This window comes from Bacillus rugosus (assembly GCF_023238245.1).
Classification (GTDB): domain Bacteria; phylum Bacillota; class Bacilli; order Bacillales; family Bacillaceae; genus Bacillus; species Bacillus rugosus.
Genome location: NZ_CP096590.1, coordinates 1,874,065 through 1,899,876 on the forward strand (window position 1 = coordinate 1,874,065; position 25,812 = coordinate 1,899,876).

General features: G+C 43.4%; 23 protein-coding genes. 15 read left to right on the forward strand and 8 right to left on the reverse strand.

Annotated features, from left to right (window positions below):
• The first annotated feature begins 5 nt into the window (after positions 1-5).
• On the forward strand, positions 6-7,592 hold the full coding sequence (locus M0696_RS09290; RefSeq protein ID WP_248602710.1) for a beta-ketoacyl synthase N-terminal-like domain-containing protein: 7,587 nt from the start codon (positions 6-8) through the stop codon (positions 7,590-7,592).
• Positions 7,593-7,634: 42 nt separating this feature from the next.
• On the opposite strand, the gene M0696_RS09295 is transcribed toward M0696_RS09290, so the two are convergent.
• From M0696_RS09295 to aprX, 4 genes are all read right to left on the reverse strand, one after another.
• Complete coding sequence (locus tag M0696_RS09295; RefSeq protein WP_222142871.1) at positions 7,635-8,852, reverse strand: cytochrome P450 family protein; 1,218 nt, start codon at positions 8,850-8,852, stop codon at positions 7,635-7,637.
• A gap of 243 nt (positions 8,853-9,095) precedes the next feature.
• Entirely contained in the window at positions 9,096-9,452 is a 357-nt protein-coding gene (gene ymzB, locus M0696_RS09300; RefSeq protein ID WP_222142872.1) for a protein YmzB, read from the reverse strand.
• 78 nt (positions 9,453-9,530) lie between these two features.
• On the reverse strand, positions 9,531-10,355 hold the full coding sequence (locus tag M0696_RS09305; RefSeq protein ID WP_248602766.1) for an MBL fold metallo-hydrolase: 825 nt from the start codon (positions 10,353-10,355) through the stop codon (positions 9,531-9,533).
• A gap of 109 nt (positions 10,356-10,464) precedes the next feature.
• The gene (gene aprX / locus M0696_RS09310) at positions 10,465-11,793 is read right to left on the reverse strand and encodes a serine protease AprX (protein WP_166852708.1); all 1,329 of its coding nucleotides are present in this window, start codon (positions 11,791-11,793) and stop codon (positions 10,465-10,467) included.
• Between the two features lie 215 nt (positions 11,794-12,008).
• Between aprX and M0696_RS09315 the strand changes: the two genes are divergently transcribed.
• The 3 genes from M0696_RS09315 (at position 12,009) to M0696_RS09325 (ending at position 13,755) form a co-directional block, all read left to right on the forward strand.
• Positions 12,009-12,242 carry a WYL domain-containing protein gene (locus tag M0696_RS09315; RefSeq protein ID WP_166852705.1) on the forward strand — a complete coding sequence of 78 codons (234 nt, stop codon included), beginning with the start codon at positions 12,009-12,011 and terminating at the stop codon, positions 12,240-12,242.
• Positions 12,243-12,520: 278 nt separating this feature from the next.
• Positions 12,521-13,228 carry a poly-gamma-glutamate hydrolase family protein gene (locus M0696_RS09320; RefSeq protein ID WP_166852702.1) on the forward strand — a complete coding sequence of 236 codons (708 nt, stop codon included), beginning with the start codon at positions 12,521-12,523 and terminating at the stop codon, positions 13,226-13,228.
• Positions 13,229-13,302: 74 nt separating this feature from the next.
• Complete coding sequence (locus M0696_RS09325; RefSeq protein ID WP_248602711.1) at positions 13,303-13,755, forward strand: OsmC family protein; 453 nt, start codon at positions 13,303-13,305, stop codon at positions 13,753-13,755.
• A 12-nt stretch (positions 13,756-13,767) separates the two neighbouring features.
• On the opposite strand, the gene ebrB is transcribed toward M0696_RS09325, so the two are convergent.
• From ebrB to M0696_RS09340, 3 genes are all read right to left on the reverse strand, one after another.
• Entirely contained in the window at positions 13,768-14,121 is a 354-nt protein-coding gene (ebrB, locus tag M0696_RS09330) for a multidrug efflux SMR transporter subunit EbrB (protein WP_061187512.1), read from the reverse strand.
• A gap of 13 nt (positions 14,122-14,134) precedes the next feature.
• Positions 14,135-14,452 carry a multidrug efflux SMR transporter subunit EbrA gene (gene ebrA, locus M0696_RS09335; RefSeq protein WP_166852696.1) on the reverse strand — a complete coding sequence of 106 codons (318 nt, stop codon included), beginning with the start codon at positions 14,450-14,452 and terminating at the stop codon, positions 14,135-14,137.
• Positions 14,453-14,593: 141 nt separating this feature from the next.
• Positions 14,594-14,839 carry a hypothetical protein gene (locus tag M0696_RS09340; RefSeq protein WP_248602712.1) on the reverse strand — a complete coding sequence of 82 codons (246 nt, stop codon included), beginning with the start codon at positions 14,837-14,839 and terminating at the stop codon, positions 14,594-14,596.
• A gap of 89 nt (positions 14,840-14,928) precedes the next feature.
• Here M0696_RS09340 and M0696_RS09345 point away from each other — a divergent pair, with 89 nt between their 5' ends.
• From M0696_RS09345 to M0696_RS09385, 9 genes are all read left to right on the forward strand, one after another.
• Positions 14,929-15,342 carry a YmaF family protein gene (locus M0696_RS09345; RefSeq protein WP_248602713.1) on the forward strand — a complete coding sequence of 138 codons (414 nt, stop codon included), beginning with the start codon at positions 14,929-14,931 and terminating at the stop codon, positions 15,340-15,342.
• 99 nt (positions 15,343-15,441) lie between these two features.
• Complete coding sequence (miaA, locus tag M0696_RS09350) at positions 15,442-16,386, forward strand: tRNA (adenosine(37)-N6)-dimethylallyltransferase MiaA (RefSeq protein WP_166852688.1); 945 nt, start codon at positions 15,442-15,444, stop codon at positions 16,384-16,386.
• Between the two features lie 39 nt (positions 16,387-16,425).
• A complete protein-coding gene (gene hfq, locus M0696_RS09355; protein ID WP_003221097.1) occupies positions 16,426-16,647 on the forward strand; it encodes an RNA chaperone Hfq in 222 nt (73 codons plus the stop codon).
• A gap of 201 nt (positions 16,648-16,848) precedes the next feature.
• On the forward strand, positions 16,849-17,118 hold the full coding sequence (locus M0696_RS09360) for a YmzC family protein (RefSeq protein WP_166852685.1): 270 nt from the start codon (positions 16,849-16,851) through the stop codon (positions 17,116-17,118).
• 83 nt (positions 17,119-17,201) lie between these two features.
• On the forward strand, positions 17,202-17,432 hold the full coding sequence (locus tag M0696_RS09365; RefSeq protein ID WP_003238362.1) for a hypothetical protein: 231 nt from the start codon (positions 17,202-17,204) through the stop codon (positions 17,430-17,432).
• Positions 17,433-17,675: 243 nt separating this feature from the next.
• Entirely contained in the window at positions 17,676-18,068 is a 393-nt protein-coding gene (gene nrdI / locus M0696_RS09370) for a class Ib ribonucleoside-diphosphate reductase assembly flavoprotein NrdI (protein ID WP_003221104.1), read from the forward strand.
• Entirely contained in the window at positions 18,028-20,130 is a 2,103-nt protein-coding gene (gene nrdE, locus M0696_RS09375) for a class 1b ribonucleoside-diphosphate reductase subunit alpha (protein ID WP_166852682.1), read from the forward strand. Before nrdI ends, nrdE begins: the two co-directional genes overlap by 41 nt.
• Before the next feature lie 17 nt (positions 20,131-20,147).
• Positions 20,148-21,137, forward strand: coding sequence for a class 1b ribonucleoside-diphosphate reductase subunit beta (gene nrdF, locus M0696_RS09380; protein ID WP_166852679.1), 990 nt, complete (start codon positions 20,148-20,150; stop codon positions 21,135-21,137).
• A 49-nt stretch (positions 21,138-21,186) separates the two neighbouring features.
• Positions 21,187-21,807, forward strand: coding sequence for a hypothetical protein (locus M0696_RS09385; protein WP_222142877.1), 621 nt, complete (start codon positions 21,187-21,189; stop codon positions 21,805-21,807).
• Between the two features lie 62 nt (positions 21,808-21,869).
• On the opposite strand, the gene M0696_RS09390 is transcribed toward M0696_RS09385, so the two are convergent.
• A complete protein-coding gene (locus M0696_RS09390; protein WP_222142878.1) occupies positions 21,870-22,637 on the reverse strand; it encodes an N-acetylmuramoyl-L-alanine amidase in 768 nt (255 codons plus the stop codon).
• An 804-nt stretch (positions 22,638-23,441) separates the two neighbouring features.
• Between M0696_RS09390 and spoVK the strand changes: the two genes are divergently transcribed.
• Together spoVK and hflX are read left to right on the forward strand one after the other, a co-directional pair.
• Positions 23,442-24,410 carry a stage V sporulation protein K gene (gene spoVK / locus M0696_RS09395; protein WP_166852671.1) on the forward strand — a complete coding sequence of 323 codons (969 nt, stop codon included), beginning with the start codon at positions 23,442-23,444 and terminating at the stop codon, positions 24,408-24,410.
• Between the two features lie 132 nt (positions 24,411-24,542).
• Positions 24,543-25,805 (forward strand): GTPase HflX, encoded by a 1,263-nt coding sequence (hflX, locus tag M0696_RS09400; RefSeq protein WP_166852668.1) that lies wholly within the window; start codon positions 24,543-24,545, stop codon positions 25,803-25,805.
• Positions 25,806-25,812: the final 7 nt, after the last annotated feature.

Here is a 25,812-nt window from a genome sequence, read left to right on the forward strand (position 1 = left end):
CGCCAATGCTGAATACAGAAGACATTCTCTGTAAAATGCTTTTCGCACAATTGCAGTCCATAGGGTTTTTCACAGAAAGTAAATCCCAGCCGGTATTGGAGAATTTCTATGGCAGATGGTTTGAAGAAAGCCAATCGATTTTGGAACGGCATCAATTTCTCAAGAGAACGGAGAACGGACTTGTTCCAACGCGCTCAATAGGGACTCTAGGTGAGTTGTGGAAGGAATGGAATGAACAAAAATCAGACCTGCTTCAAGACAATAATATGAAAGCCATGGTGACATTGGTGGAGACAGCAATTAAAGCCTTGCCGGAGATATTGACCGGCAAGGCGTCTGCCACCGATATCCTGTTTCCGAATTCATCTATGGATTTAGTAGAAGGGGTCTATAAAAACAATCAAGTCGCAGACTATTTTAATGATGTACTGGCGGACACGTTAGCGGCCTACCTGCAAGAACGTTTGAAGCAAGAGCCTGAGGCGAAGATTCGAATATTAGAAATCGGAGCAGGAACCGGCGGTACAAGCGCGACTGTTTTTCAAAAATTGAAAGCCTGGCAGACACATATAAAAGAATATTGCTATACAGATTTGTCGAAAGCATTTTTAATGCATGCAGAAAACAAGTACGGTCCGGACAATCCGTATTTGACATATAAACGATTTAATGTGGAGGAGCCGGCGTCTGAACAGCATATTGATGCGGGAGGCTATGACGCGGTCATCGCAGCGAATGTGCTGCATGCCACGAAAAATATCCGGCAGACGCTGCGAAATGCAAAAGCAGTTCTGAAAAAGAACGGGCTGCTCCTCTTAAATGAAATAAGTGATCATAATATATATTCGCATTTGACGTTCGGCCTTTTAGAGGGCTGGTGGCTGTATGAGGATCCTGACCTCCGTATACCGGGCTGCCCGGGCCTGTATCCGGACACTTGGAAGATGGTGCTTGAGAGTGAGGGATATCGCTATGTATCCTTTATGGCTGAACAATCACATAAGCTCGGCCAGCAGATCATTGCTGCTGAAAGTAACGGAGTCGTCCGTCAAAGGAAAACTGAGACAGAAGAAGATACAGGCTATTTACAAATAGATGCTGAAAAAGATCATTCACAAGAAAGCGATTCTATCTTTGAGCAAACGGCACAATTTGTGAAGCATACGCTGGCAAAATCAATCAAACTATCACCAGAGCGTATTCATGAAGATACGACATTCGAGAAGTATGGAATTGATTCGATTTTGCAGGTGAATTTCATTCGTGAATTAGAAAAAATGACAGGGGATCTTCCAAAAACCATTTTATTTGAACATAACAATACAAAAGAACTCGTTGATTATTTAGTAAAGGAGCACGAAAGCAAGCTCCGGACAGCACTGTTAAAAGAAACACCCCAGCCTGCCAAAAACGAAGTTCCTGTTCAAACGGAGCGTGGAGCTGCTAGTAAGCCGTTTTCTTTTGCCACACGCCGTTTTGCTAGAGAGCAGCAGGTCAAAGAAACTCAGCAAGGCGAGTTAAAAAAGGAAACGATAAGCAATTTCCAAGTGGCGCAGTCGAATGATCCGAGTACAGAAGATATCGCAATTATCGGAATCAGCGGACGCTATCCGATGTCTGACAGTTTAGAAGAGCTATGGGCGCATTTAATTGCTGGAGACAATTGTATTACAGAGGCACCGGAACCCAGATGGCGCACATCGTTATTGAAAACATTATCAATAGATGCAATACAGCCGGCAGATAAGAAGCGTTATGGCGGATTTTTACAAGATATTGAAGCATTTGACCATCAGCTTTTTGAGGTGGAGCAGAGCCGAGTGATGGAAATGAAGCCGGAACTCCGCTTATCTTTAGAAACCGTCTGGGAAACATTTGAGGATGGCGGCTATACCCGTACCCGGCTGGATGAACTGCGGGATGGTGACACCGGAGTGGGCGTCTTTATCGGGAATATGTATAACCAGTATTTTTGGAATATCCCATCATTAGAGCAGGCGGTCCTCAGCTCAAATGGGGGAGACTGGCATATCGCAAACCGCGTTTCCCATTTTTTCAACCTGACCGGACCGAGTATCGCTGTCAGCTCAGCATGCTCCAGTTCATTAAACGCCATTCACCTTGCCTGTGAAAGCCTGAAATTGAAAAGCTGCTCTATGGCAATTGCCGGAGGGGTCAATTTAACACTCGATCTCTCAAAGTATGATTCTTTGGAGCGAGCTAATCTGCTGGAAAGCGGAAATCAAAGCAAAAGTTTTGGCACAGGAACAGGGCTTGTTCCTGGGGAAGGCGTCGGAGCTGTTTTGTTAAAACCGCTATCGAAGGCAATTGAGGATCAGGATCATATTTATGCTGTCATCAAAAGCAGTTTCGCCAATCATAGCGGCGGAAGACAGATGTATACAGCTCCAGATCCTAAGCAGCAAGCAAAATTAATCGCCAAGTCGATACAACAGTCGGGCATTGATCCGGAGACTATCGGCTATATTGAATCAGCGGCAAATGGCTCAGCACTTGGCGATCCTATTGAAGTGATTGCACTGACAAACGCGTTTCAGCAATATACAAATAAGAAACAGTTTTGTGCGATAGGCTCTGTCAAATCCAATCTGGGGCATTTGGAGGCGGCTTCCGGCATTTCTCAGCTGACAAAAGTGCTGCTGCAAATGAAGAAGGGCACGCTTGTGCCGACAATTAACGCAACACCTGTCAATCCAAATATTAAACTGGAAAACACGGCTTTTTATCTTCAGGAACAAACGGAGCCATGGCATCGCTTGAATGATCCTCAAACTGGAAAGCAATTGCCCCGCAGAAGCATGATCAATTCCTTTGGAGCGGGGGGAGCCTACGCCAATCTCATTATAGAAGAATTTATAGAGACGGCTCCAGAGAGACATATCGCGAACCGCCAGCAGGAATTTACAGCCGTTTTTTCAGCAAAAACAAAATGGAGCCTGCTCAGCTATCTTGAAAACATGCAATTGTTTTTAGAGAAGGAAGCTGCTCTGGATATTGAACCAATAGTACAGGCTTTACACAGGAGAAATCACAATTTAGAGCATAGGGCTGCTTTTACAGTAACATCGACTCAGGATCTGGTCGAAAAACTGAAGATGTTCCGTACATCAAAAGAAAGCTCACTCCAGCAAGGTATTTATACATCATTCGATTTACAGCCATGTGCTGGATCAGCCCAAAAGGATAGAGAAACAAACCCATCAAAGCAATGGGCACAAGGGGCATCCGTTAATTTTAAAGAAGCAGCTCAAGGGAACCGATCCGGCTGGGTTCACCTGCCACACTATGCATTTGATCATCATACGGCATTTCATTTCGATGTTCCTGCAGGTGATGGAAATATCAATCATCCGGTCAAAGATCAATTCACATATGATGAGCCTTATGTACAAGGCCACGTCTTCAACAATGAACGGGTGCTTGTCGGTGCAACATACAGCAGTCTGTCCATTGATGCATTTTTTAACATGTTTCCTGAGGAAACCAGCGGCCGCATCAGCAAATTAAGCTATATCAATCCAGTTGTCATCAAACAAGGCGAGACTATTGAACTGCAGGCAAAGCCACTTCGAAAAGATCATGTCATAGAATTACAAATCATGTATCGCGAACTGGCTTCTGATACATGGAAGCCTGCTGCCATCGGGCAATGCCAAAATAGTTTATTTGAAACAAAAAAAGTCAATATTGAGAGCTTAAAGCATTCATTAACCGAGCTTCAACACATCGATCAGATGTATAAAGCCGGAAACGGCCCTCAGTGGGGAGCGTTATTTAAGACAATTACTCATCTTTACAGAGACAATAGATCGATACTGGCAAAAATTCGCCTGCCTCAAAGCGGTCTGGCAAACCATCATTACACTGTAAGCCCATTGATGACAAACAGCGCCTACTTGGCTATCCTCAGTTTCTTAGAGCAATTTGACATTGAGGGCAGCTTCCTGCCATTTGGAATCAATGATATCCAATTTACAAAACATGCGATACAAGAGGATTGCTGGCTTCTGATTACATTGGTTAAAAATACAGGTGACATGCTGCTGTTCGATGTTGATGTGATCAATGAATCGTCAGAAACAGTGCTGCACTATTCGGGCTACTCGCTAAAGCAACTGCGTAATTCAAATCAAAGAAGAAATGAAAATCAGGCCATCAAAGTAAGCGAGCTAAAAGACCGTATCAGAAGCTATGTAACAGATAAACTGGCAGTAAACATGGCCAACCCGTCAAAACTGTCTCTTTCAAAAGCGCATATTATGGATTTGGGGATCGATTCTTCTCAATTGGTTGCGCTGACAAAGGAGATAGAATCAGAAACAAAAATCGAATTAAATCCGACGTTGTTTTTTGAGTATCCGACTGTTCAAGAGCTTATCGAATTTTTTGCGGACAAACATGAAGCATCATTTGTCCAGCTGTTTGGTGAAGCCGATCAACTGCAGGAACGCCCAGCTCAAATCGAAAACAAAATGAAACAGATTCCGGTACATGAGATGAAGACGGATAAAGCAATCGAACATGCAGCCGATGGCATAGCCATTATAGGCATGTCGGGACAGTTTCCAAAAGCAAACAGTGTAACGGAATTTTGGGATAACATCATTCACGGAAAGAACTGTATCTCTGAAGTGCCGAAAGAACGCTGGGACTGGCGTAAATACGCTTCAGCTGACAAAGAGGAACAATCAAGCCTTCAATGGGGCGGATTTATAGAAGGGATAGGTGAGTTTGATCCGCTATTTTTTGGCATATCACCTAAAGAAGCGGCACATATGGATCCGCAGGAGTTTCTGCTCTTGATACATGCATGGAAGGCGATGGAAGATGCAGGCTTAACAGGACAGGCCTTATCCAGCCGGCCGACTGGAGTGTTCGTCGCAGCCGGCAATACGGATACAGCCGTAATTCCTTCCTTAATTCCAAACCGTATCTCCTATGCTCTGGATGTAAAAGGGCCAAGCGAATATTACGAAGCTGCCTGTTCCTCAGCTCTTGTGGCTTTGCATAGAGCCATACAATCTATCCGAAACGGCGAATGTGAGCAAGCAATTGTCGGGGCTGTGAACTTGCTGCTTTCACCAAAAGGCTTTATTGGCTTCGACTCAATGGGATATTTGAGTGCAGAAGGACAGGCGAAATCCTTTCAAGCAGATGCGAATGGCTTTGTCAGAAGTGAAGGGGCAGGGGTTCTCATTATTAAACCTTTGCAAAAAGCCATTGAGGATTCCGATCATATTTATTCGGTCATTAAAGGTACAGGTGTATCGCATGGCGGCAGGGGAATGTCACTCCATGCACCAAATCCGGCCGGTATGAAGGATGCAATGCTGAAGGCTTATCAAGGAGCACAAATTGATCCAAAAACGGTGGCCTATATAGAAGCGCATGGGATCGCCTCTCCATTGGCAGACGCGATAGAAATAGAGGCGTTAAAGTCAGGCTTAAACCAGTTTGAATTGGAACTTCCACAGGAAGTAGAGGAGGAGGCGCCATGTTATATCAGCAGCTTAAAGCCGAGCATCGGACACGGTGAACTGGTTTCCGGCATGGCTGCTCTCATGAAGGTCAGCATGGCGATGAAGCATCAAACAATACCAGGCATATCAGGATTCTCTTCATTAAATGATCAAGTGTCAATCAGTGGAACCCGTTTCCAGATGACTGCGGAGAACCAGCAGTGGGAGGATATGAAGGACGGATCAGGAAGAAAAATCCCGCGCAGAGCAAGTATCAATAGCTATAGCTTTGGAGGCGTAAATGCACACGTCATTATAGAAGAATATATTCCTTCACCAAAAGCAGCGGTGAATAAGAATGAAGCTCACATTGTGGTTCTTTCTGCAAAGAATCAAGACAGGCTAAAAGCAGTTATTCAACAGCAGCTCGATTATGTGAACAAACAACAAGAACTGTCATTACAACATTATGCTTTTACACTTCAAACCGGGCGAGAGGCGATGGGTGACCGGCTGGCGCTGGTTGTCCGCAATAAAGAAGAGCTGGTGACCGGCTTGCAAGACTGCTTAACAGCTGCTGAAAAAGGCGAAAAGCCGAAAATCTCTGTACCTGTCTTTAGCGGAAATGCGGAAGAGGGCTCGTCAGATATCGAAGCTTTGCTCGATGGTCCATTAAGAGAAATGGTGATAGAGACTCTGTTGTCTGAAAACAACCTTGAAAAGATTGCATTTTGCTGGACAAAAGGGGTGCAAATCCCGTGGGAGCGGCTATATCAAGGAAAAGATGCCCGAAGAATACCGCTGCCAACCTATCCATTTGAAAAGAGATGCTGCTGGAATGGCTTTCAAGCAATAGAGTATACGCCTTCCGTTTCACATGATGAGCAGATGCACAGCAACGATCATCATATCTTAGCTGATGTATTAGGGATGGCTCCAGAAGAACTGCATCCTCATAAGCCACTACAACATTACGGATTTGATTCGATTTCTTGCATACAGTTATTACAGCAATTGCAATCAAAGGTTGACCCTCTCATCACCTTGGCGGAGCTGCAAGCATGCCAAACTGTGCAGGACATGACGGACTTGATCGCAAAGAAACAGGAGGATACATCCTTACAAAATGATCACGCTCGCACGTTTCCGGAATTGATACCGTTAAATGACGGCAAGCGGGGACGCCCTGTATTTTGGTTTCATGGCGGGGTAGGAGGCGTTGAAATCTATCAGCAATTTGCACAAAAAAGCCAGCGCCCTTTTTATGGCATTCAAGCTAGAGGATTTATGACTGATCATGCTCCTTTACAAGGAATTGAACAAATGGCTTCCTATTATATAGAGATCATTCGAGCCATACAGCCGGAAGGCCCTTATGATGTAGGCGGATATTCCTTAGGCGGAATGATTGCATATGAAGTCACACGCCAGTTGCAAAGCCAAGGCCTATCTGTCAAAAGCATGGTGATGATTGACTCTCCATACAATCCTGAGACGAAAGAAAATGAGGCTTCTATGAAAACGTCAATGCTGCAAACAATCAATACGTTGCTGGCATCGATTGCGAATCCGGATAAACTTACTGACGTTCTTATCAGCCGTGAAGAGGTAGACACAAGCAGAGATGATGAAGAATTCCTGTCTGAGCTGATTGACTTGGCAAAAAAACGGGGATTAAACAAACCGGAAAAGCAAATACGTGCGCAGACGAAGCAAATGATGAAAACGCAGCGTGCCTATGATGTTGAATCGTACACTGTACAGCCTCTGCCTGACCCTGAGGCTGTAAAATGTTATTACTTCCGCAATAAAAGCAGGTCTTTCTTTGGGGATTTAGACATTTATTTCACTTTCTCAAATGAAAGAGCATCGTTCGATCAAGCTGCCTACTGGGAGGAATGGGAGCGGCAAATTCCCCATTTCAACCTGATAGATGTCGAATCAAGCAACCACTTCATGATATTAACGGAACCTACAGCATCTAAAGCCATGTTAGAATTTTGCGAAAAGCTCTATTCAAACAGGGGAGTAGTAAACGCGAATTTCCTTAAGGCTTTCCGGAAAAAACATGAAGCGAAAGAAGAAAAAGAAGATGAATTGGTGAAGCGCTGAGAAACACAAACGCCCCCTTTTGAAGGGGGCGTTTTGAATATGTTATTTTGAAAGTAACACAGGGAGACTTTCTAACCCTCTTAAAAAGACATTTTTTCTCCAATGGATATCATCAGGCGCTGCCGCGAGTTCAATATCCGGAAATCTCTTTAGAAGCGAGTTGAATGCAATGTGGCCTTCCAGTCTGGCAAGCGGCGCTCCTAAGCAGAAATGAATGCCAAAGCCGAAAGAAATATGTCTGTTAGGCGACCGATTGATATTTAACGTTTCCGGGTTCTCAAAAAAGTTTGGATCGCGATTGGCAGATCCGATGCCTATAAAGATCATGTCTCCTTTTTTGATTGAATGCCCCTTGTATGTAAAGTCCTCGACGGCCCACCGATTTGCCATCATAACGACAGGCGAGGTGTATCGCAGCAATTCTTCAACAGCTGTAGCAATCATTTCAGGATGCTGCTTCAGCTTCTCACATTCCTCCTTGTGTTGAAGCAATGCGAGGGTGCCCGATCCGAGTAAGTTAACGGTTGTTTCAAGGCCCGCTACGACCAGCAGGAACAGCATCGAATAAAGCTCTTTTTCGCTTAACTTGCTGCCGTTTTCTTCAGCATGTACGAGTTTGCTGATTATATCGTCTTTTGGCTGTACCCTTCTGTCGTGGATCAGCTTGGCGATATAGTCTTTAAATTCACGAAGGGCTTGATTTGTTAGCTCTCTGTTACTTTCAGAGGTATCAACCATTGCATTGGTCCAGATTTGAAACTGTGTCCGATCCTCTTTAGGAATTCCCATCAATTCAGATATAACAATAAAAGGCAAAGGGGAAGCGAAGGATTTCATAATATCCGCTTTATTTTCTTCTTCCATTTCATCTAAGAGCTGTTCAGAAATTTGTTCGATGCTGCCGCGCAGATTTTCAATGGTGCGTGGAGTAAATGCTTGATGAACAAGTGATCTCAAGCGGGTATGGTCAGGTGTGTCTTTTGCCAGCATATGATCAGAAACGAAATCGATATCTTCGCTGACATTGAGCATTTTGATTTGTTCTTGGCTCATCACGTTTTTAACATCTCTTGTAATCCGATTGTCTTTTAAAAAGGCCATACAATCATCATATCGGGTGATTAACCAAGCTGGATATGTGCCTCCGAACCGTTTTAATTCAAATCGGTGAATGGGATCTTCTTCTCTAAATCGGCCCAAAACTGAAAAGGGATTTTGATGAAATTCTTTTCCGTGCGGATGAAACATCAATTTTTCCATGTGCATTCTCCTCGCCTAATAGGGTAAATAGATGATTTCATTCTGTTAAACAAGTTGCAGAACCAGCTTGCAAAAAACAGAATTATTTGAAACTTAATCCTGTCTCTAAAACTATATATCTATTTTAGGCGTCATTCAATAGGGGGAAGAACGAAAAAAATGAAAAAGTGGTTCTATCTAAAGCAGCGCCTTTGAATGAATGCTCAAAGGCGCTAAGCTGTATTATTTTGATGAAAGTGACTGTCAGCTGTGCTGGACATCAATTGTATATACTGCACGATCTGTTACAACCTTCAATCCTTCGTTTTCTTGGTGAATATGAATATCACCTAATAAAGGAATCTCATAGGCATTTTGCGGAAGCGGTACGTCGCCGTCCTCAGTGTATGTTGTTCCTTCGCCTTCTAATACAAGTTCTTCATTTGCAACATAGTCATCAGGATGATTCGTGCTACGTATACCCACTTTTTGAAGGTGGAGAACAATCTGGTCCAAGTCTGAAATCTCTTCATCATGGGTCAATTCACCTTTTCTAATATCAAGTGTTTGGCCGACTTTTGATTCCAGCCATTGAGAAAGCTGTGTATTCGTGTGTGCCATCAATATTCCTCCTTTTGATCTACACGATACTATTCCCAATTGCTGCATCTTTTACACGAAAAAGAGCCGCCTCACCCTCTATGTATGAAACAATTCGCTGTTCAGAGCTTTGATATATCGTAAGGCAGAACGCTGGACAGCTTCGTCGGCATTCTCTTTGACAACTTTTGAAAAAGCATTATAAATCCGATTAAATTGAAGCGGTTTCACTTTGGCTGCTATTTCTACAACTTTGGAAGCGGGAAGGGGAATGAGATTTGGATAGCTGTACATAAAGCTGACCCAGTTCCGATCGGCCGCAACTGCAATGATATCCCCGGTCAATAGACAGCCTTTCCCATCATTGCCGTTGCTCCAATGGAGAACGGCACCGCCTTTAAAATGTCCGCCCAGACGGTAAAGGTCCAGTCCCGGCTTCATGTTGAGAGTTTCCCCTGACCAGAAATGAATGTGATTGCTTGGCCTTGTCACCCACTCTTTGTCATCCGCATGAATATAAATCGGGGCCTGAAACGCTTCAGCCCACTCAACCTGAGCAGAGTAATAATGCGGATGAGACAAAGCGATTGCTTGAATGCCGCCTAATTCTTTGATGTGGTCAATTGTCTTTTGGTCAAGATATGAAATGCAATCCCACAGCACGTTGAAGCCCTCATGCTGGATCAAATGTGCTGTTTGTCCGATCGCAAACTCTGGCTTAGTTTTGATGCTGTAAAGATGCTCTTCTTCCTTTTTGAGGATGTTTTGAAGGTTTTTTTTCTCACGCATGTCTTCAAGGGTAGTCCAAGATTGTCCATCCGGAGGAATATACTGCCTTTCGTCATCGCAAATCAGACATGAATTCGGCGGATGTACAGTCTGCGCATGTTGTACTCCGCATGTTTTGCAGATATAATAAGGCACTTTTGTCACTTCCTTCATCCATTTTCTATTATTTTATCCCATTATTATGAAAATTAAAAATATAAAACCGGCAGTTCCACAGAGAGAATTGCCGGCTATATGGTGCTGTTTATTGGCCGGGAACTGAATTTTCCGCGTTGACAGCGCCCGCTCCGTAAACATTCGGATCTTCATTTTTCCATTTGTCCGTGCCGTTTTTCAAAAGCTCTTTCACTTCATCAGGTGTAAGATCCGGGTTTTGCTGAAGGATTAAAGCTGCGATTCCTGCGCAGATTGGAGTTGCCATTGATGTTCCAGACATTGTAAAGTACTGAGACCCTACACGGCTTGACTTTTGAAGCTTATCGATATAAGAATTCGGAGAGCGAAGGGAAATAATATTAACACCCGGCGCTAAAATATCGGGCTTTTCTTTTCCGTAGACTGTCGGTCCGCGGCTTGAGAAGGAAGCGACCGTATCATCTTCGCTGCTTGGGGTATTGTTATCGTCAAGCGCACCTACTGTAATCACCTTTTCGCTCACGCCCGGGCTTGAAATGGTCTGTGGATCAGGCCCTGAGTTTCCGGCAGCAACACAGACGACAATCCCTGCGTTCCACGCTTCTTCAACTGCTCTGACTAACGGGTCTTCCTGTTCATTATCATATCTAAGCGCATCGCCCCCGAGCGACATACTGATAATATCAATCGGTTCGTTCGGGTTGTCCTCATTGTATTGAATACACCACTCCACACCTTCAATAATATCCGCTAATGTTCCTGAACCTTGCTTATTCAGTACCTTCACGCCGATTAGATTAGCTTCCGGTGCAGGTCCGCGGTATTGGCCGGAGGAGGATGCGCCGCTGCTTGCGACATCACCTGCACAGTGTGTGCCATGACCATTATCATCATACGGTTCTGTTTTTTGATTGACCATGTCCGCAAATCCGATGATTCTGCCTTCTAAATCAGGATGCGGGTAGATTCCTGTATCGACAACAGCGACAGTAACACCTTTTCCTGTCAGGGTTTGCCCGTTTCTGATGACTTCCTTCGCGTGGCTTGCTTCGGTTGCCGTGTCTAGAAGCGCTTTGACTTCGCGGTTTAAATATACTTTGCGAATATCGCTGCATTCAGAAAGAAGGGAATGTAACGCTGAAGGGGTAACCTCCGCGCTGCAGCAATTGATTTTATTGAAGCGGCTTTTTAGCTTGCTGCGTTTTTCTTTTTGCAGCACCTCTCCAGCCATTTGAAAGCCTGTCTCGTGACAGCCTTCCTCAAATTCAATAATGACTGACATTTTTTTTCTGTTTTTCAATTTGGTTTCGAAAAACTGATGCAAGAAGCAAGGAGTCCATTTGAAGGGCTTGTAAAGCTGTAAGACGCTTTCACGTAACGGCCAATCTAGCTTATGAGCATTTGCTCTCACCATTTGTACCATAGAGTACCCAAACATGTATTTTCCTCCTATTATAAGGTTCTCTGTATACTCTATGAACAGATGGTAGGTTTGGTAAGTTTGTTTGTCCTTTATAAGAGACGGACAAGAGTTGGTTTTTATGAATCTTTTGAATCAGATTCAGGAGTCGTGGCAATCATTGGGGATTGAAAAGGAACGTTTGTTCGTATTATAATGTTGTCATATCAAACTGGCAAGGGGAGAGCAGCTATATGAATTTCTTCTTACATCGGTCTTTGGAAAGCCAAATACCAATCAGCATTATATATATGAAGAAAGACGGAACGATTAGTAAAAGAACGATTATTGTAAGACAGAAAAGCAAAACGCAAATCAAAGCGTTTTGTTTTTCGAAACAACAGATCAGAACGTTTTTGTTGGATTCAATCCTCTCCTGTGACTTTGTGAGAACAAATAAACAAAACCTCTATTTGGCAGGCCGATAATAGGCTGTCCGTCCAGCAACCGGACAGCTGCTAATAAAACCCTCCTTAAACCTCTATACATGTAATTGCCAAGTGAGGTTATTCCTACCTTTTTTATCTTTCCTCTCAATCTTTTTTCACTCATATTTCAAATGAACCGCTATTAACCGTGACAATCAATTGATTTTTTGAAACCGGGAACTTTTTCACTGATGATATAGCGTATACAATGGTAAGATAAAACCTATTGGCTAAACCTCATATAATGAACCGTGCCATTCTTATGAAAGGAGTTAAACATGAGAAGATTTATACTAAATGTCATATTAGTCTTAGCCATTGTCTTATTCCTGAGATATGTTCATTACTCATTAGAACCCGAACCATCTAATCAGCCAGATACATATTCAAATTTCAGCAGCTTGGCAGAGAATGAGAGCCCAGCCGATTATGATATTTCTTATAGTGAGAAAAAAGGAAGCAAAGTGTTAATTATGTCTCCGCACGGCGGAAGAATTGAAGGCGGAGTAAGCGAGCTTGTGCGGTATTTCAATAGTGAATTCTCTACATACCTGTTTGAAGGGTTGAAGTCACACGATAACCAAACGCTTCACATTACAAGCACCAACTTTGATGAGCCATTGGCTGAAAAGAAAATCAAGGAGCATCAATATGTTGTGGCTTTTCACGGATATAAAGGGGAGAACAAGAATACACTTGTTGGGGGCACAGACCGAAAGCGGGCGAAAATGATCGTAAGAGCCCTTGAGAGAAGGGGATTTTCCGCTGAGTTAGCGTCGTCTAAAAGCGGTCTTGCTGGGTTAAGTGCCGAAAATATTAACAACCAAGGGGAAACGGGGCTGAGTATCCAGCTGGAAATCAGCCGCGAGCAGAGAGAAGCATTTTTCGATGATTTTTATTATAAAAATAGAAAATATACAAAGAACAGTGAATTTTATGCTTATGTGAGTGCAATCAAAAGTGTCCTTGAAAAAGAGTATTCGTAACAAGCAGATCAGAAGACAAGATAAGAGAAGATCAGTAGACTGAAATAGAATCATAAAAGGAGGCAAAACTTACGATGGCAGATCATCATTTTTATTTAAAAGCGAACTGGCCGGGCAACCGCAATGATGTCGGTACGATCGAAAGCGGTAACTTAATCACCTCTATTTCAATTCCTAAAGAAATGGATGGACCAGGAGAGGGGACCAACCCGGATGAGATGCTTCTCGGGGCGGCAGCAACCTGTTACATTATTACACTTGCTGCGATGATGGAAAGAAGCGGGCTGGAAAAGGACGACTTGCAGATGGAGTCAGAAGGCATTGTCGACGTCACCAAAGGAGTCTTTACATACAAAAAGATCATCCACCGTCCCTCCGTTGTGCTCAAACATGACGCCTCACAAGAAGATGTCGCACTGGCGCACAAGCTTTGTGAAAAGGCGGAGTCGTCATGCATGATTTCACGCGCCATTCAAGGAAATGTCGAGCTAAAGCTTGAAGCCTCCGTAAAACTGGCTGGCGAATAATGAAACAGACGGTCACTCACAGACCGTCTGTTTTTTATCTTTAGCAGGGGCTTTCGACTGATTTAACACGACTACGCCTGCAATGACTAGCGTGAGCCCGAACACGCCCTTTAAACTGATGGTTTCGCCAAAAAGCAAAAACCCGACAATGGCTGTAAGCGCCGTTCCAACGCCAGACCATGTCGCATACGCGCTTGATAAGTCAATTGTTTTTAAAGAAAAGCTTAGAAAGGTAAAAGCAGAAAGAAATCCGGCAATGACTCCAACAATGGGCCAGGCTTGTGTAAATCCTTCTGAAAGCTTCAGCATTGTGCTCCCGAAAACCTCAGATACAATGGCAAGAGCCAAATAAAGCAATCCTTTCATCATTATCACTCCTTTACTGCCAGTTAAGTAACACGACCCCTGATATTAATAAAAGAATCCCGATAAGCCCTTTGCCATTCAATTCTTCCTTAAACCATTTCACTCCGATCACTGCCGTCAGCACCGTGCCCACACCGCTCCAAGTCGCATACGAGAGGCTGAGGGGGATATGGTTTAAGGTCAGCGACAGCATATAAAAGGCGAGGGAATAGCCAATCACGACCAAAGCGCTTGGCTTCCACTTTTTGAAGCCGTCAGACACTTTCAGCATGGCCGCTCCTATCGATTCCGAGCATATGGCAATCGTGAGGAATATATATCCTACCAACATCGTACATTCTCCTCACTTGAACTGTAATTTTAGATTAGAAAAGTTCTTCAGCTAGAAAAATATTAGTGTATGGCTATGTATGAGTCAAGCGATTCATTTTCAGTCACTTAAAAAGACCCCTTTTGAAGAGGCCTTGTGTGTTTAATAGTAGTAAGGGAATGGGGCGTACGGATAGGGGTATCCGCCATAAAAATAAGGGTTAAATAAAGCGCTTCCTACAAGCCCGCCAACTAGTCCGCCGAAAAAAGGTCCCCCGTAAAAACCGAATGGCCGGCCAAACCCAAATCCAGGTCTTCCAAACCCGTAGCCGAATCCAGGTCTTCCGAATCCGAAAGGTCTTCCAAATATCCTTGTGTCTTCAGCAGTGAAATGTTCTATCTCGTTCATTTTTTCTTTCCTCCTGTAATAAATTGTAGATGATGCAGTGTATTCAGCCTACCTAGATTTGATTGGGCGTTTGATGAAAAAGAAGGGATGTGATCACATTGGGCCTGTATCCGTCTGACTGGTCAAAAGCGCCGCCTCATGCACATGCTTATCACGTCAAAACAACGAGAGAACAGGGACATTATCATCTCATTGAAGGATTTACTCAGCCAGCTAATGGATCGAATACCGATCAGCATACACATCACTTTACAGGGATCACTTCTTTTGAAAACGGCCACTTTCACCGGTATTACGGAATCTCAGGGCCTGCGATTCCCTTAGCAGACGGCACCCATTATCACGAAATCGAAGAAACGACGTATCTGGCCTATAACGAGCCGATTAAGATCCGGTACGGAGGCGTTGTGTATGATCCGAAAGATGACGGAAGAAAAACGCATCGCCATGGCCTGAAAGGAAAGACGAGAGAAATCGTCGGCAATGAGCCGCTCGGGTGGTAGAAGGATGTTTACCGGTGCAAAAAAAGGGCAAAATGGATAGGTGGTTGCACATGATGAATGCTATAATGGGGGGAGATTTATAAAAGAGAGTGATACATATTGAATAATACGAAGCAGCCCGTTGTCATTTTAGTCGGACCGACGGCAGTGGGGAAAACAAATTTAAGTATTCAGCTAGCTAAATCCTTGAATGCGGAAATTATCAGCGGAGATTCGATGCAGGTTTATAAAGGAATGGATATTGGAACAGCTAAAATCACTGAACAGGAGATGGAGGGAGTACCCCATCATCTGATTGATATTTTAGATCCCCAAGATTCCTTCTCCACCGCCGATTATCAAGGCTTAGTGAGAAACAAAATCAGCGAGATTGCAAAAAGAGGAAAGCTTCCAATGATTGTCGGCGGTACAGGGCTTTATATACAATCTGTGCTTTACGATTATACATTTACGGAAGAGGCGAACGATCCTGTGTTTCGACAGAGCCTGCAAATGGCTGCTGAACGGGAAGGCGCTGACTTTCTTCATGCCAAACTTGCTGCGGCAGATCCAGAGGCAGCAGCTGCGATTCATCCCAATAATACGAGAAGAGTTATTCGTGCGCTGGAAATATTACACACGTCTGGAAAAACGATGTCACAGCATTTGAAGGAGCAAAAACGAGAACTTCTGTACAATGCAGTGTTAATCGGACTGACAATGGATAGAGACACGCTTTACGCAAGAATTAATCAGCGGGTTGATATGATGATGGAGGCCGGTCTTCTTCCCGAAGTGAAACGCCTCTACGACAAAAACGTGAGAGACTGTCAGTCGATACAGGCGATAGGCTATAAGGAGTTATATGCATATTTTGACGGTTTTGTGACACTTTCTGATGCCGTCGATCAGCTAAAGCAGAACTCAAGACGGTATGCGAAACGGCAGCTGACGTGGTTTCGCAACAAAATGCAGGTTACCTGGTTCGATATGACACCGCCCGTTGATATGGAGCTGAAAAAAAAGGAAATTTTCACACATATAGCAGGAAAACTCGAACTTTAATCGAAACTGTATGATATAGAGAATCAAGGAGGACGAAACATGAAACCGATTAATATTCAGGATCAGTTTTTGAATCAAATCCGGAAAGAAAATACGTATGTCACTGTTTTTTTGCTGAATGGCTTTCAGCTGCGTGGCCAGGTGAAAGGCTTTGATAACTTTACCGTATTGCTGGAATCGGAAGGTAAGCAGCAGCTTATCTATAAACATGCGATCTCAACGTTTGCGCCGCAAAAAAACGTCCAGCTTGAACTCGAATAGATCAAAAAATACCATGTCAAGGCATGGGGAGGCTGTCGGGGGAATCCCGGCAGCCATTTTTTAAGCTTGAGCTACTTTCATTCCAAGCTTTGTATTTTAGTAAGCTGACCATGCCAAGGCACGGTCTTTTTTTATGAGATCAACATATGCAAAACTAACTCGAATATCATGTAAAAATCTGAATTTGGGAGTGACGCGACCTTGTTTGAAAGTGAAGAACTGAGACGAATTAGGATTGCGCTTGTGTGGATAGCCGTATTTTTGCTGTTCGGAGCGTGCGGGAATCAAGATACCATCATTGAAACAGACAGCGGCAATTCAGGCTATGAAACGCCACAGCCAGCCTCGTTCCCGCTTGAACATAATCATTTTGGCGTTGTAGAGGACGGCTATATCAAAATTTATGAGTATAATGAGTCCCGCAATGAGGTAAAGCTGAAGACAGAATACTCGGATGATGAGCTTGAATAAAATTCACAAGCATCCGAATTTACAAAGCGGATGCTACCCGCTAAACTAAATACAGACACAGATCAAACAGAGGGTGAAATAAAATGAAGCATAAAGTGATCGTGAATCATTGGGAAGAAATTTGTGAAGATGATTCTTGCTATGAATACGGAACAAGCATCATTGTGAACGGAAAAGAATTAATCAGAGAAGCGTCAATTATCAGCGCTTTGAAGGCGGTTTTAGAAGAGATCGGTGCGGATGTTGAAATAGAAGAAACAGTAGAGAGCGAAAAATGCTGTGATAGCTTAAGAAAAAAAAATCTAGACTACTAAGCAGTTTTTTTTCATGTTATGATATACATCGGCTTAAAAACGACACCCTGAGTAGGACGAGAGATGATTCTCGTTCTGCTCTCTTTTTTGGGCCCTTATGAGTCTGCCCGTATGCCTGATTTGATCAAAATATGAATTTTTCACAAAAACAAATCTATATATTGTGTTTTTGTCAGAGGATAGTATACTATATATAGTGTTAGTGATGAGAGATTCATATTTTTTGATAGGTCGTGATAAAACGTGGTACAAATCATATTTGATTCGAAAACAGGGAATGTTCAGCGGTTTGTGAATAAAATAGGCTTTCAGCAGATACGCAAGGTGGACGAAATTGACCACCTGGACACTCCGTTTGTTTTGGTCACCTACACGACAAACTTCGGTCAGGTACCGGCATCAACACAATCATTTCTCGAAAAATACGCCCATCTTTTATTAGGAGTCGCTGCGAGCGGCAATAAAGTATGGGGCGATAACTTTGCAAAAAGCGCCGATACCATTTCAAGACAATATCAGGTGCCGATCTTGCACAAATTTGAACTCAGCGGCACATCTAAAGACGTTGAATTGTTTACTCAGGAGGTAGAAAGAGTTGTCACAAAATCAAGTGCCAAAATGGATCCAGTTAAATAACGAAATCATGATCCAAAAAGATGGAAAATTCCAGTTTGATAAGGATAAAGAGGCTGTACATAGCTATTTTGTAGATTATATCAATCAAAACACAGTTTTCTTTCACGATTTAAAAGAGAAGCTGGATTATTTGATAGAAAACCAATACTACGAAGAGGAATTCTTAAGCCTTTATTCTTTTGAAGACATTAAAGAAGTGTTTAAGACAGCTTACGCTAAGAAGTTTCGTTTTCCTTCCTTCATGAGTGCGTTTAAATTCTATAATGACTATGCTTTGAAAACGAATGACAAGAAAAAAATCCTCGAGCGTTATGAGGACCGGATCTCAATTGTTGCGCTGTTCTTCGCAAACGGCGACACTGAAAAAGCAAAAGAATATGTGCGCCTGATGATCAATCAGGAATATCAGCCGAGCACACCTACATTTTTGAACGCTGGCAGAAAACGCCGCGGTGAGCTTGTAAGCTGCTTCTTGCTCGAAGTCAATGATTCTTTAAACGATATTTCAAGAGCGATCGATATTTCCATGCAGCTTTCTAAACTGGGCGGCGGGGTTTCTCTTAACCTGTCCAAGCTTCGCGCGAAAGGTGAAGCCATTAAAGATGTTGAAAATGCCACAAAAGGCGTAGTAGGCGTGATGAAGCTTCTTGATAACGCGTTCCGTTACGCTGACCAAATGGGACAAAGACAAGGATCTGGCGCGGCGTACTTAAACATTTTCCACCGCGATATCAATGATTTTCTCGATACGAAAAAGATTTCTGCCGATGAAGATGTGCGCGTCAAAACGCTGTCTATCGGTGTTGTCATTCCGGATAAGTTCGTTGAGCTTGCGCGTGAGGACAAAGCGGCTTACGTATTTTATCCGCACACGATTTATAAAGAGTACGGCCAGCACATGGATGAGATGGACATGAACGAAATGTACGACAAGTTTGTAGACAACCCTCGGGTGAAAAAGGAAAAAATCAACCCTCGGAAATTGCTTGAAAAACTGGCGATGCTTCGTTCTGAATCAGGCTATCCATACATCATGTTCCAAGATAACGTCAATAAAGTGCATGCGAATAACCATATTTCCAAGGTGAAATTTTCTAACCTTTGCTCTGAAGTCCTGCAGGCATCTCAGGTTTCTTCATACACGGACTATGATGAAGCAGATGAAATCGGTTTGGATATTTCCTGCAACCTAGGCTCGCTTAACATTCTCAACGTCATGGAACATAAATCAATCGAAAAGACAGTTAAGCTTGCGACAGACTCTTTAACACACGTGTCTGAAACGACTGATATCCGCAATGCGCCTGCTGTAAGACGGGCAAACAAAGCGATGAAATCAATCGGTCTCGGCGCTATGAACCTTCACGGCTACCTTGCGCAAAACGGCATTGCGTATGAAAGTCCGGAAGCCCGTGACTTTGCAAACACGTTCTTTATGATGGTGAACTTCTACTCCATCCAGCGTTCTGCGGAAATCGCAAAGGAGAAGGGCGAAACATTTGATCAATATGAAGGATCAACCTATGCGACAGGTGAATACTTCGACAAATACGTTTCAACTGATTTCTCACCGAAATACGAAAAAATCGCTAACTTGTTTGAAGGCATGCATATCCCGACGACAGAGGACTGGGAAAAGCTAAAAGCATTTGTAGCTGAACACGGCATGTATCACAGCTACAGATTATGCATTGCACCGACAGGCTCTATCTCATACGTTCAATCTAGCACGGCGTCTGTTATGCCGATTATGGAACGAATTGAAGAAAGAACATACGGCAACTCAAAAACGTACTACCCAATGCCTGGGCTTGCATCTAACAACTGGTTCTTCTATAAAGAAGCCTACGATATGGACATGTTCAAGGTTGTAGATATGATCGCGACTATCCAACAGCACATTGATCAGGGAATCAGCTTCACATTGTTCTTAAAAGACACAATGACGACTCGTGATTTAAACCGAATCGATCTGTATGCACATCACAGAGGAATTAAAACCATTTACTATGCAAGAACGAAAGATACTGGGCAAGACAGCTGCCTTTCTTGTGTTGTTTGATTAAAGGAGAGTTTATAGTGACAAAAATTTATGACGCAGCAAACTGGTCAAAGCATGAAGACGATTTTACCCAAATGTTCTATAACCAAAATGTGAAACAGTTCTGGCTTCCGGAAGAGATTGCTTTAAACGGCGATCTCCTCACATGGAAGTATCTCGGAAAAAATGAGCAGGACACTTATATGAAGGTACTCGCCGGACTGACTCTTCTTGATACAGAACAAGGGAATACGGGGATGCCGATCGTGGCTGAACACGTAGAAGGCCACCAGCGGAAAGCGGTGCTGAACTTTATGGCGATGATGGAGAACGCTGTCCATGCGAAGTCGTACTCTAATATTTTCATGACCCTGGCACCGACTGAAACGATTAATGAAGTATTCGAATGGGTGAAACAAAATAAATATTTGCAGAAAAAAGCGCAAATCATCGTCGGGCTTTACAAAGCCATTCAAAAAGATGACGAGATTTCACTGTTCAAGGCGATGGTTGCTTCCGTCTATCTGGAAAGCTTCCTTTTCTACAGCGGTTTCTATTACCCGTTATATTTCTACGGACAAGGAAAACTGATGCAAAGCGGTGAAATCATTAACCTGATCCTTCGTGATGAAGCGATTCACGGCGTTTATGTGGGTCTCCTTGCTCAGGAAATTTACAATAAACAGACAGAAGAGAAAAAAGCAGAGCTTCGCGAATTTGCGATCGACCTTCTGAATGAGTTATATGAAAATGAGCTTGAGTATACAGAAGACTTGTACGATCAAGTCGGACTCTCACACGATGTAAAGAAATTCATCCGCTACAATGCCAATAAAGCGCTGATGAACCTTGGATTTGATCCATACTTTGAAGAGGAAGATATTAATCCGATCGTTTTAAATGGATTAAATACAAAAACAAAATCACATGACTTCTTCTCTATGAAGGGGAACGGTTATAAAAAGGCGACAGTTGAGCCACTCAAAGACGATGACTTTTATTTTGGAGATGAAAAAGAGCAGATATAATATCTGCTCTTTTCGGCTTGAAGGTTCAAATGAGGAGGACGCAGTAGCAATGGGAAAAATGGACGAAATGATTTTGGTCGCCCCGCGCGATGACGTGTTTAAGAAAGAAAGCTTAACCTTCCAGGGTGTGAGCAGCGAAGATAGCAGAGTAACAGAAATCATGGCTCAAATCGAAGCGGGCTATCATGAAATGAGAAGGGGGGACGCAGAAGAAGATCCGAATTTCAAGCAGCCGATTCCTTATGTCGTCATTAAGCGCGAAGATGAAGTTTTCCTTTACGAGCGGCTGGCTGGCGGCGGAGAATCACGTCTGCACAATAAGCTTTCTCTCGGCTTTGGAGGCCATATGAACTCGATTGAAGGAGCAGCCTCATTTGCTGAAGTCTTAAAGCTGAACACAGACCGTGAGCTTGACGAAGAACTGCAAATAAATGAAGAAGATAAACAAGCGATTGTCACACTGGGACTCATCAATGATGATGAAAACAGTGTCGGTAAAGTACATATCGGTATACTTTCTGCACTTCAATTAAAGCCAGGCTCAGAAGTGGAAGTGAAGGAGAAAGAACAAATTGCTGGAAAATGGATGAAAGTCTCTGAATTAAAACAGGACGACATCTATAACCGTCTGGAAACATGGTCACAATTTGTTGTTGATATTCTTGAATAAAAAAACCCGGTTTCTCGTGATGAGGAGCCGGGTTTTTTATAAGACGCTCGTCCACGTCTAGACTATGATTCGAGAATCACAATAGCGTCAAAGCCGGCATTTCTCGCTCTGGCAGCAAGAGCGTCTGCATTGTCTTTGGATGAAAATGCGCCAATCTGTACTTTGTATAATCCATCCTTTAAAAGGACAACCGTGTCAAAGCCTTTCGCTTCGGCGCTGCCTGCGAGTGAGTCCGCATTCGCTTTCACTTTAAATGCGCCGATCTGAACCTTATATAACCCTGAGTTGGATGTCTTTTTAAGGCTAAAGGCTTGCTCCAGCCCGTTTGCATGGCCTCTCGCTAAGCTTTGAATAAAGCTGTTTGTTTTCAGCTTATTTGCATCCGCAACGGTATCAATGAAGCCGTTCTCGGTCAATAAGGCAGGCATTGCCGACTCCCTTAGGACGTGGAAGTTTGCTGTTTTTCTGCCGCGGTCTGCAAAGTCGACAGCTTGTATCACATTAGAGTGAATTGCCGATTGGTAAGTCGTCGTCGGGGCCCCCACACCCGGGTAAATATAGCTTTCAAAACCTGTCCCACCCCCGGAATTAACGTGAATGGACAAAAAGAAATCTGCTCCCCAGTTGTTAGCCGCGTTTGTCCGGTCGCTTAAGCTGACATATTGGTCGCTTGTCCGGCTCAGCAGCAAAGAAACCCCTTCATACTCGTTCGTCAATATCGTACGCAAAGCTAAAGCGATTTGCAGGGTTAACGTTTTTTCTTGAAGTCCATTTCCTACGGCGCCTGGATCAGACCCGCCATGCCCAGGATCAATAAAAATCTTAACCATTCTTCATCACCTCATTACAGGATATGAAAAAACACGGCTCCTGCTTGTACGATTATCATTCGTCTGAAAAATGAGGAAATAACCCTTTCATATACGGAAATTATTTCTCGGGAAAGCGCACAATTCAACATAAAGCGACAGCGGATTCTATCTGAAATAAAAATGTGAATATGTCATTTGTATGTGAATATTACGGGTTCGGCCCTATTTCCACCACTGATTCCGTCAGGTCTTCGGCTCTGTGTCAGGCATTTGGAACGTAAATTAATACGTTTAGCTCCTTTCATATGCTGAGAAATAAAAGGCAAGGGAAACGTGTCGTTGAAGACATCTCTTTAATAATAGAAGAAAAAGAAATGTATCTTTAAACGAATGACCGTGGTCAATATGCTGACGGGAGTGACCGTCCGCTGATTCCTGTTCGAAGCCGTAAGCATCATATCAAACAGGGGGCAAAGAACACAGCTTCGGGTGGGATCTTCCGCTGAGAGATTCGTTTAATTTGTTAAAAGCGATATAGGAAGTGTCGGTAATGGATTATAGACCTCTGATATTGAGAAAATAGTATTAATGAGGTTTATATGTCAAAGGCATAGCTCCAGTGTTCCTTACAAAATTGTTAAAAACAAAATCTCTTGGTTTGTCCACCCCATGTCCTTGAATACAATTAGAAATAAAGTATTTCTCGGGAAAGCGCAAGATTCCTTATCATTCCCGAAATTAGCAATTGTTTCGACACATGATAGGCGTTTGTCACAAACGGCATCCGCTTGAATATCATATAGAGAGAACAGAGAGGTGAAAATGTTGGAGCGCGCTGTGACATATAAAAACAACGGACAGATCAACATTATTCTTAACGGGCAAAAGCAGGTGCTGACGAATGCTGAGGCAGAGGCGGAATATCAGGCTGCATTGCAAAAAAACGAAGCAAAGCACGGCATTTTGAAGGAAATCGAAAAAGAGATGAGCGCACTGGTTGGAATGGAGGAAATGAAACGCAACATCAAGGAAATATACGCCTGGATTTTTGTGAACCAAAAACGCGCGGAGCAAGGCTTGAAGGTGGGAAAGCAAGCGCTGCACATGATGTTTAAAGGAAATCCGGGAACAGGAAAAACGACGGTTGCGCGGCTGATCGGCAGGCTGTTCTTTGAAATGAATGTCCTGTCTAAAGGCCACTTGATAGAAGCGGAGCGGGCTGATCTGGTCGGCGAATATATCGGCCACACCGCCCAAAAGACGAGAGATTTAATTAAAAAGTCATTAGGCGGCATTTTGTTTATAGACGAAGCCTACTCGCTGGCAAGAGGCGGCGAAAAGGACTTTGGAAAAGAAGCGATCGACACACTTGTAAAGCATATGGAAGACAAACAGCATGAGTTTATTTTGATCCTTGCCGGGTATTCTCGGGAAATGGATCATTTTCTCTCATTAAATCCCGGTCTCCAATCAAGATTTCCCATTTCCATTGATTTTCCGGATTATTCTGTCACCCAGCTCATGGAGATTGCGAAACGCATGATCGCTGATAGGGAATACCAGCTCAGTCAAGAAGCGGAATGGAAATTGAAAGATTACTTAATGACAGTCAAAAGCACGACAAGTCCCATTAAATTCAGCAATGGCCGTTTTGTCAGGAATGTGATCGAAAAATCGATCAGAGCGCAAGCCATGAGGCTTTTAATGGGCGATCAATACTTAAAAAACGATTTGATGACCATTAAAAGCCAAGATCTTTCCATTAAAGAAGAAGCGTCTGGTTCTGTATAGACCTCTCAGTTTTCGAGAGGTCTGTTTTTTGCTGTATTTCTTACTTTTCAAAGCAATCGATTTGTGGTATACACATGCAGGGTTTGGTATGATAATACTACTGCCCAATATGCAAAAGAAAGGAACATCCATTTGAACGAACAAGAAACAAGACAAGAAAAAGCTATTTTAGTCGGATGTCAGCTGCCGCATATCACGGATGAGCATTTTGAAAATTCTATGGAAGAGCTTGCATCTCTAACAAAAACAGCAGACGGAAAAGTATTGACCAGCGTCACACAAAAAAGGAACAGGGCTGACGCCGCTACATATATAGGAAAAGGGAAGGTAGAGGAGCTAAAGGCACTGGTGGAAGAACTTGAAGCTGATCTCCTTATCTTTAATGATGAGCTGTCGCCAAGTCAGCTGAAGTCATTGGCAACAGCGATTGAAGTAAAGATGATTGACCGCACGCAATTGATATTAGATATTTTCGCAAAGCGGGCGAGAACGAGAGAAGGCAAACTTCAGATTGAGCTGGCTCAGCTGCAATATGCACTTCCGCGTCTAACTGGACAAGGGATCAATCTTTCCCGGCAAGGCGGAGGAATTGGGGCGAGAGGTCCCGGGGAAACGAAACTGGAAACCGACCGCCGCCATATCAGAAATCGCATTCATGAAATCAACACACAGCTTTCGACTGTCATTCGCCATAGAAGCCGATACCGTGAAAGAAGAAAGAAAAATGGTGTGCTTCAAATTGCGCTTGTCGGGTATACAAACGCGGGGAAATCAACATGGTTCAATCGCCTTACAAGTGCTGACAGCTATGAAGAAGACCTCCTGTTTGCCACACTGGACCCAATGACCAGAAAAATGGTCCTGCCAAGTGGTTACAGCGTGCTCCTGTCAGATACAGTAGGGTTTATTCAGGACCTTCCGACGACATTGATTGCTGCATTCCGGTCAACGCTTGAGGAAGTCAAAGAAGCCGATTTGATCCTGCATTTGATTGATTCTTCAAATGAGGATTACCCGGGACACGAAAAAACGGTGCTTCGGCTGCTAGAGGAGCTTGAAGCTGATGATATCCCGATGCTCACGGCTTACAACAAGCGTGATCAAAAGCTGCCTGATTTTATTCCGTCCGCCGGAAGGGATCACATCATGGTCAGTGCGAAATTTGAGGAAGACGCTAATACGTTTAAAGAAGCGATTCAGCGCTATCTGCGCCAAGAGCTGTTAACGTCTTTTGAAGCGCATGTGCCGGCAAGTGAAGGAAAGCTCCTTTCCAGAATCAAATCGGAAACGATGGTTGACCGCTTCTATTTTAATGAAGAAAATGAACGGTACGACATATCAGGTTATGTACAAGAAGAGCAAAGCATCATCGGTGAATTAAAGAAGTATATGTAGGAAGGAA

Bases quoted from the DNA above. Each gene is read 5' to 3' on its own strand.
- M0696_RS09290 (WP_248602710.1), top strand. From the start codon at position 6: ATGCTGAATACAGAAGACATTCTCTGTAAAATGCTTTTCGCACAATTG.
- M0696_RS09295 (WP_222142871.1), bottom strand. From the start codon at position 8,852: ATGGAAAAATTGATGTTTCATCCGCACGGAAAAGAATTTCATCAAAAT.
- ymzB (WP_222142872.1), bottom strand. From the start codon at position 9,452: ATGGCACACACGAATACACAGCTTTCTCAATGGCTGGAATCAAAAGTC.
- aprX (WP_166852708.1), bottom strand. From the start codon at position 11,793: ATGTTTGGGTACTCTATGGTACAAATGGTGAGAGCAAATGCTCATAAG.
- M0696_RS09315 (WP_166852705.1), top strand. From the start codon at position 12,009: ATGAATTTCTTCTTACATCGGTCTTTGGAAAGCCAAATACCAATCAGC.
- M0696_RS09320 (WP_166852702.1), top strand. From the start codon at position 12,521: ATGAGAAGATTTATACTAAATGTCATATTAGTCTTAGCCATTGTCTTA.
- M0696_RS09325 (WP_248602711.1), top strand. From the start codon at position 13,303: ATGGCAGATCATCATTTTTATTTAAAAGCGAACTGGCCGGGCAACCGC.
- ebrB (WP_061187512.1), bottom strand. From the start codon at position 14,121: ATGAAAGGATTGCTTTATTTGGCTCTTGCCATTGTATCTGAGGTTTTC.
- ebrA (WP_166852696.1), bottom strand. From the start codon at position 14,452: ATGTTGGTAGGATATATATTCCTCACGATTGCCATATGCTCGGAATCG.
- M0696_RS09340 (WP_248602712.1), bottom strand. From the start codon at position 14,839: ATGAACGAGATAGAACATTTCACTGCTGAAGACACAAGGATATTTGGA.
- hfq (WP_003221097.1), top strand. From the start codon at position 16,426: ATGAAACCGATTAATATTCAGGATCAGTTTTTGAATCAAATCCGGAAA.
- M0696_RS09365 (WP_003238362.1), top strand. From the start codon at position 17,202: ATGAAGCATAAAGTGATCGTGAATCATTGGGAAGAAATTTGTGAAGAT.
- M0696_RS09385 (WP_222142877.1), top strand. From the start codon at position 21,187: ATGGGAAAAATGGACGAAATGATTTTGGTCGCCCCGCGCGATGACGTG.
- M0696_RS09390 (WP_222142878.1), bottom strand. From the start codon at position 22,637: ATGGTTAAGATTTTTATTGATCCTGGGCATGGCGGGTCTGATCCAGGC.
- spoVK (WP_166852671.1), top strand. From the start codon at position 23,442: ATGTTGGAGCGCGCTGTGACATATAAAAACAACGGACAGATCAACATT.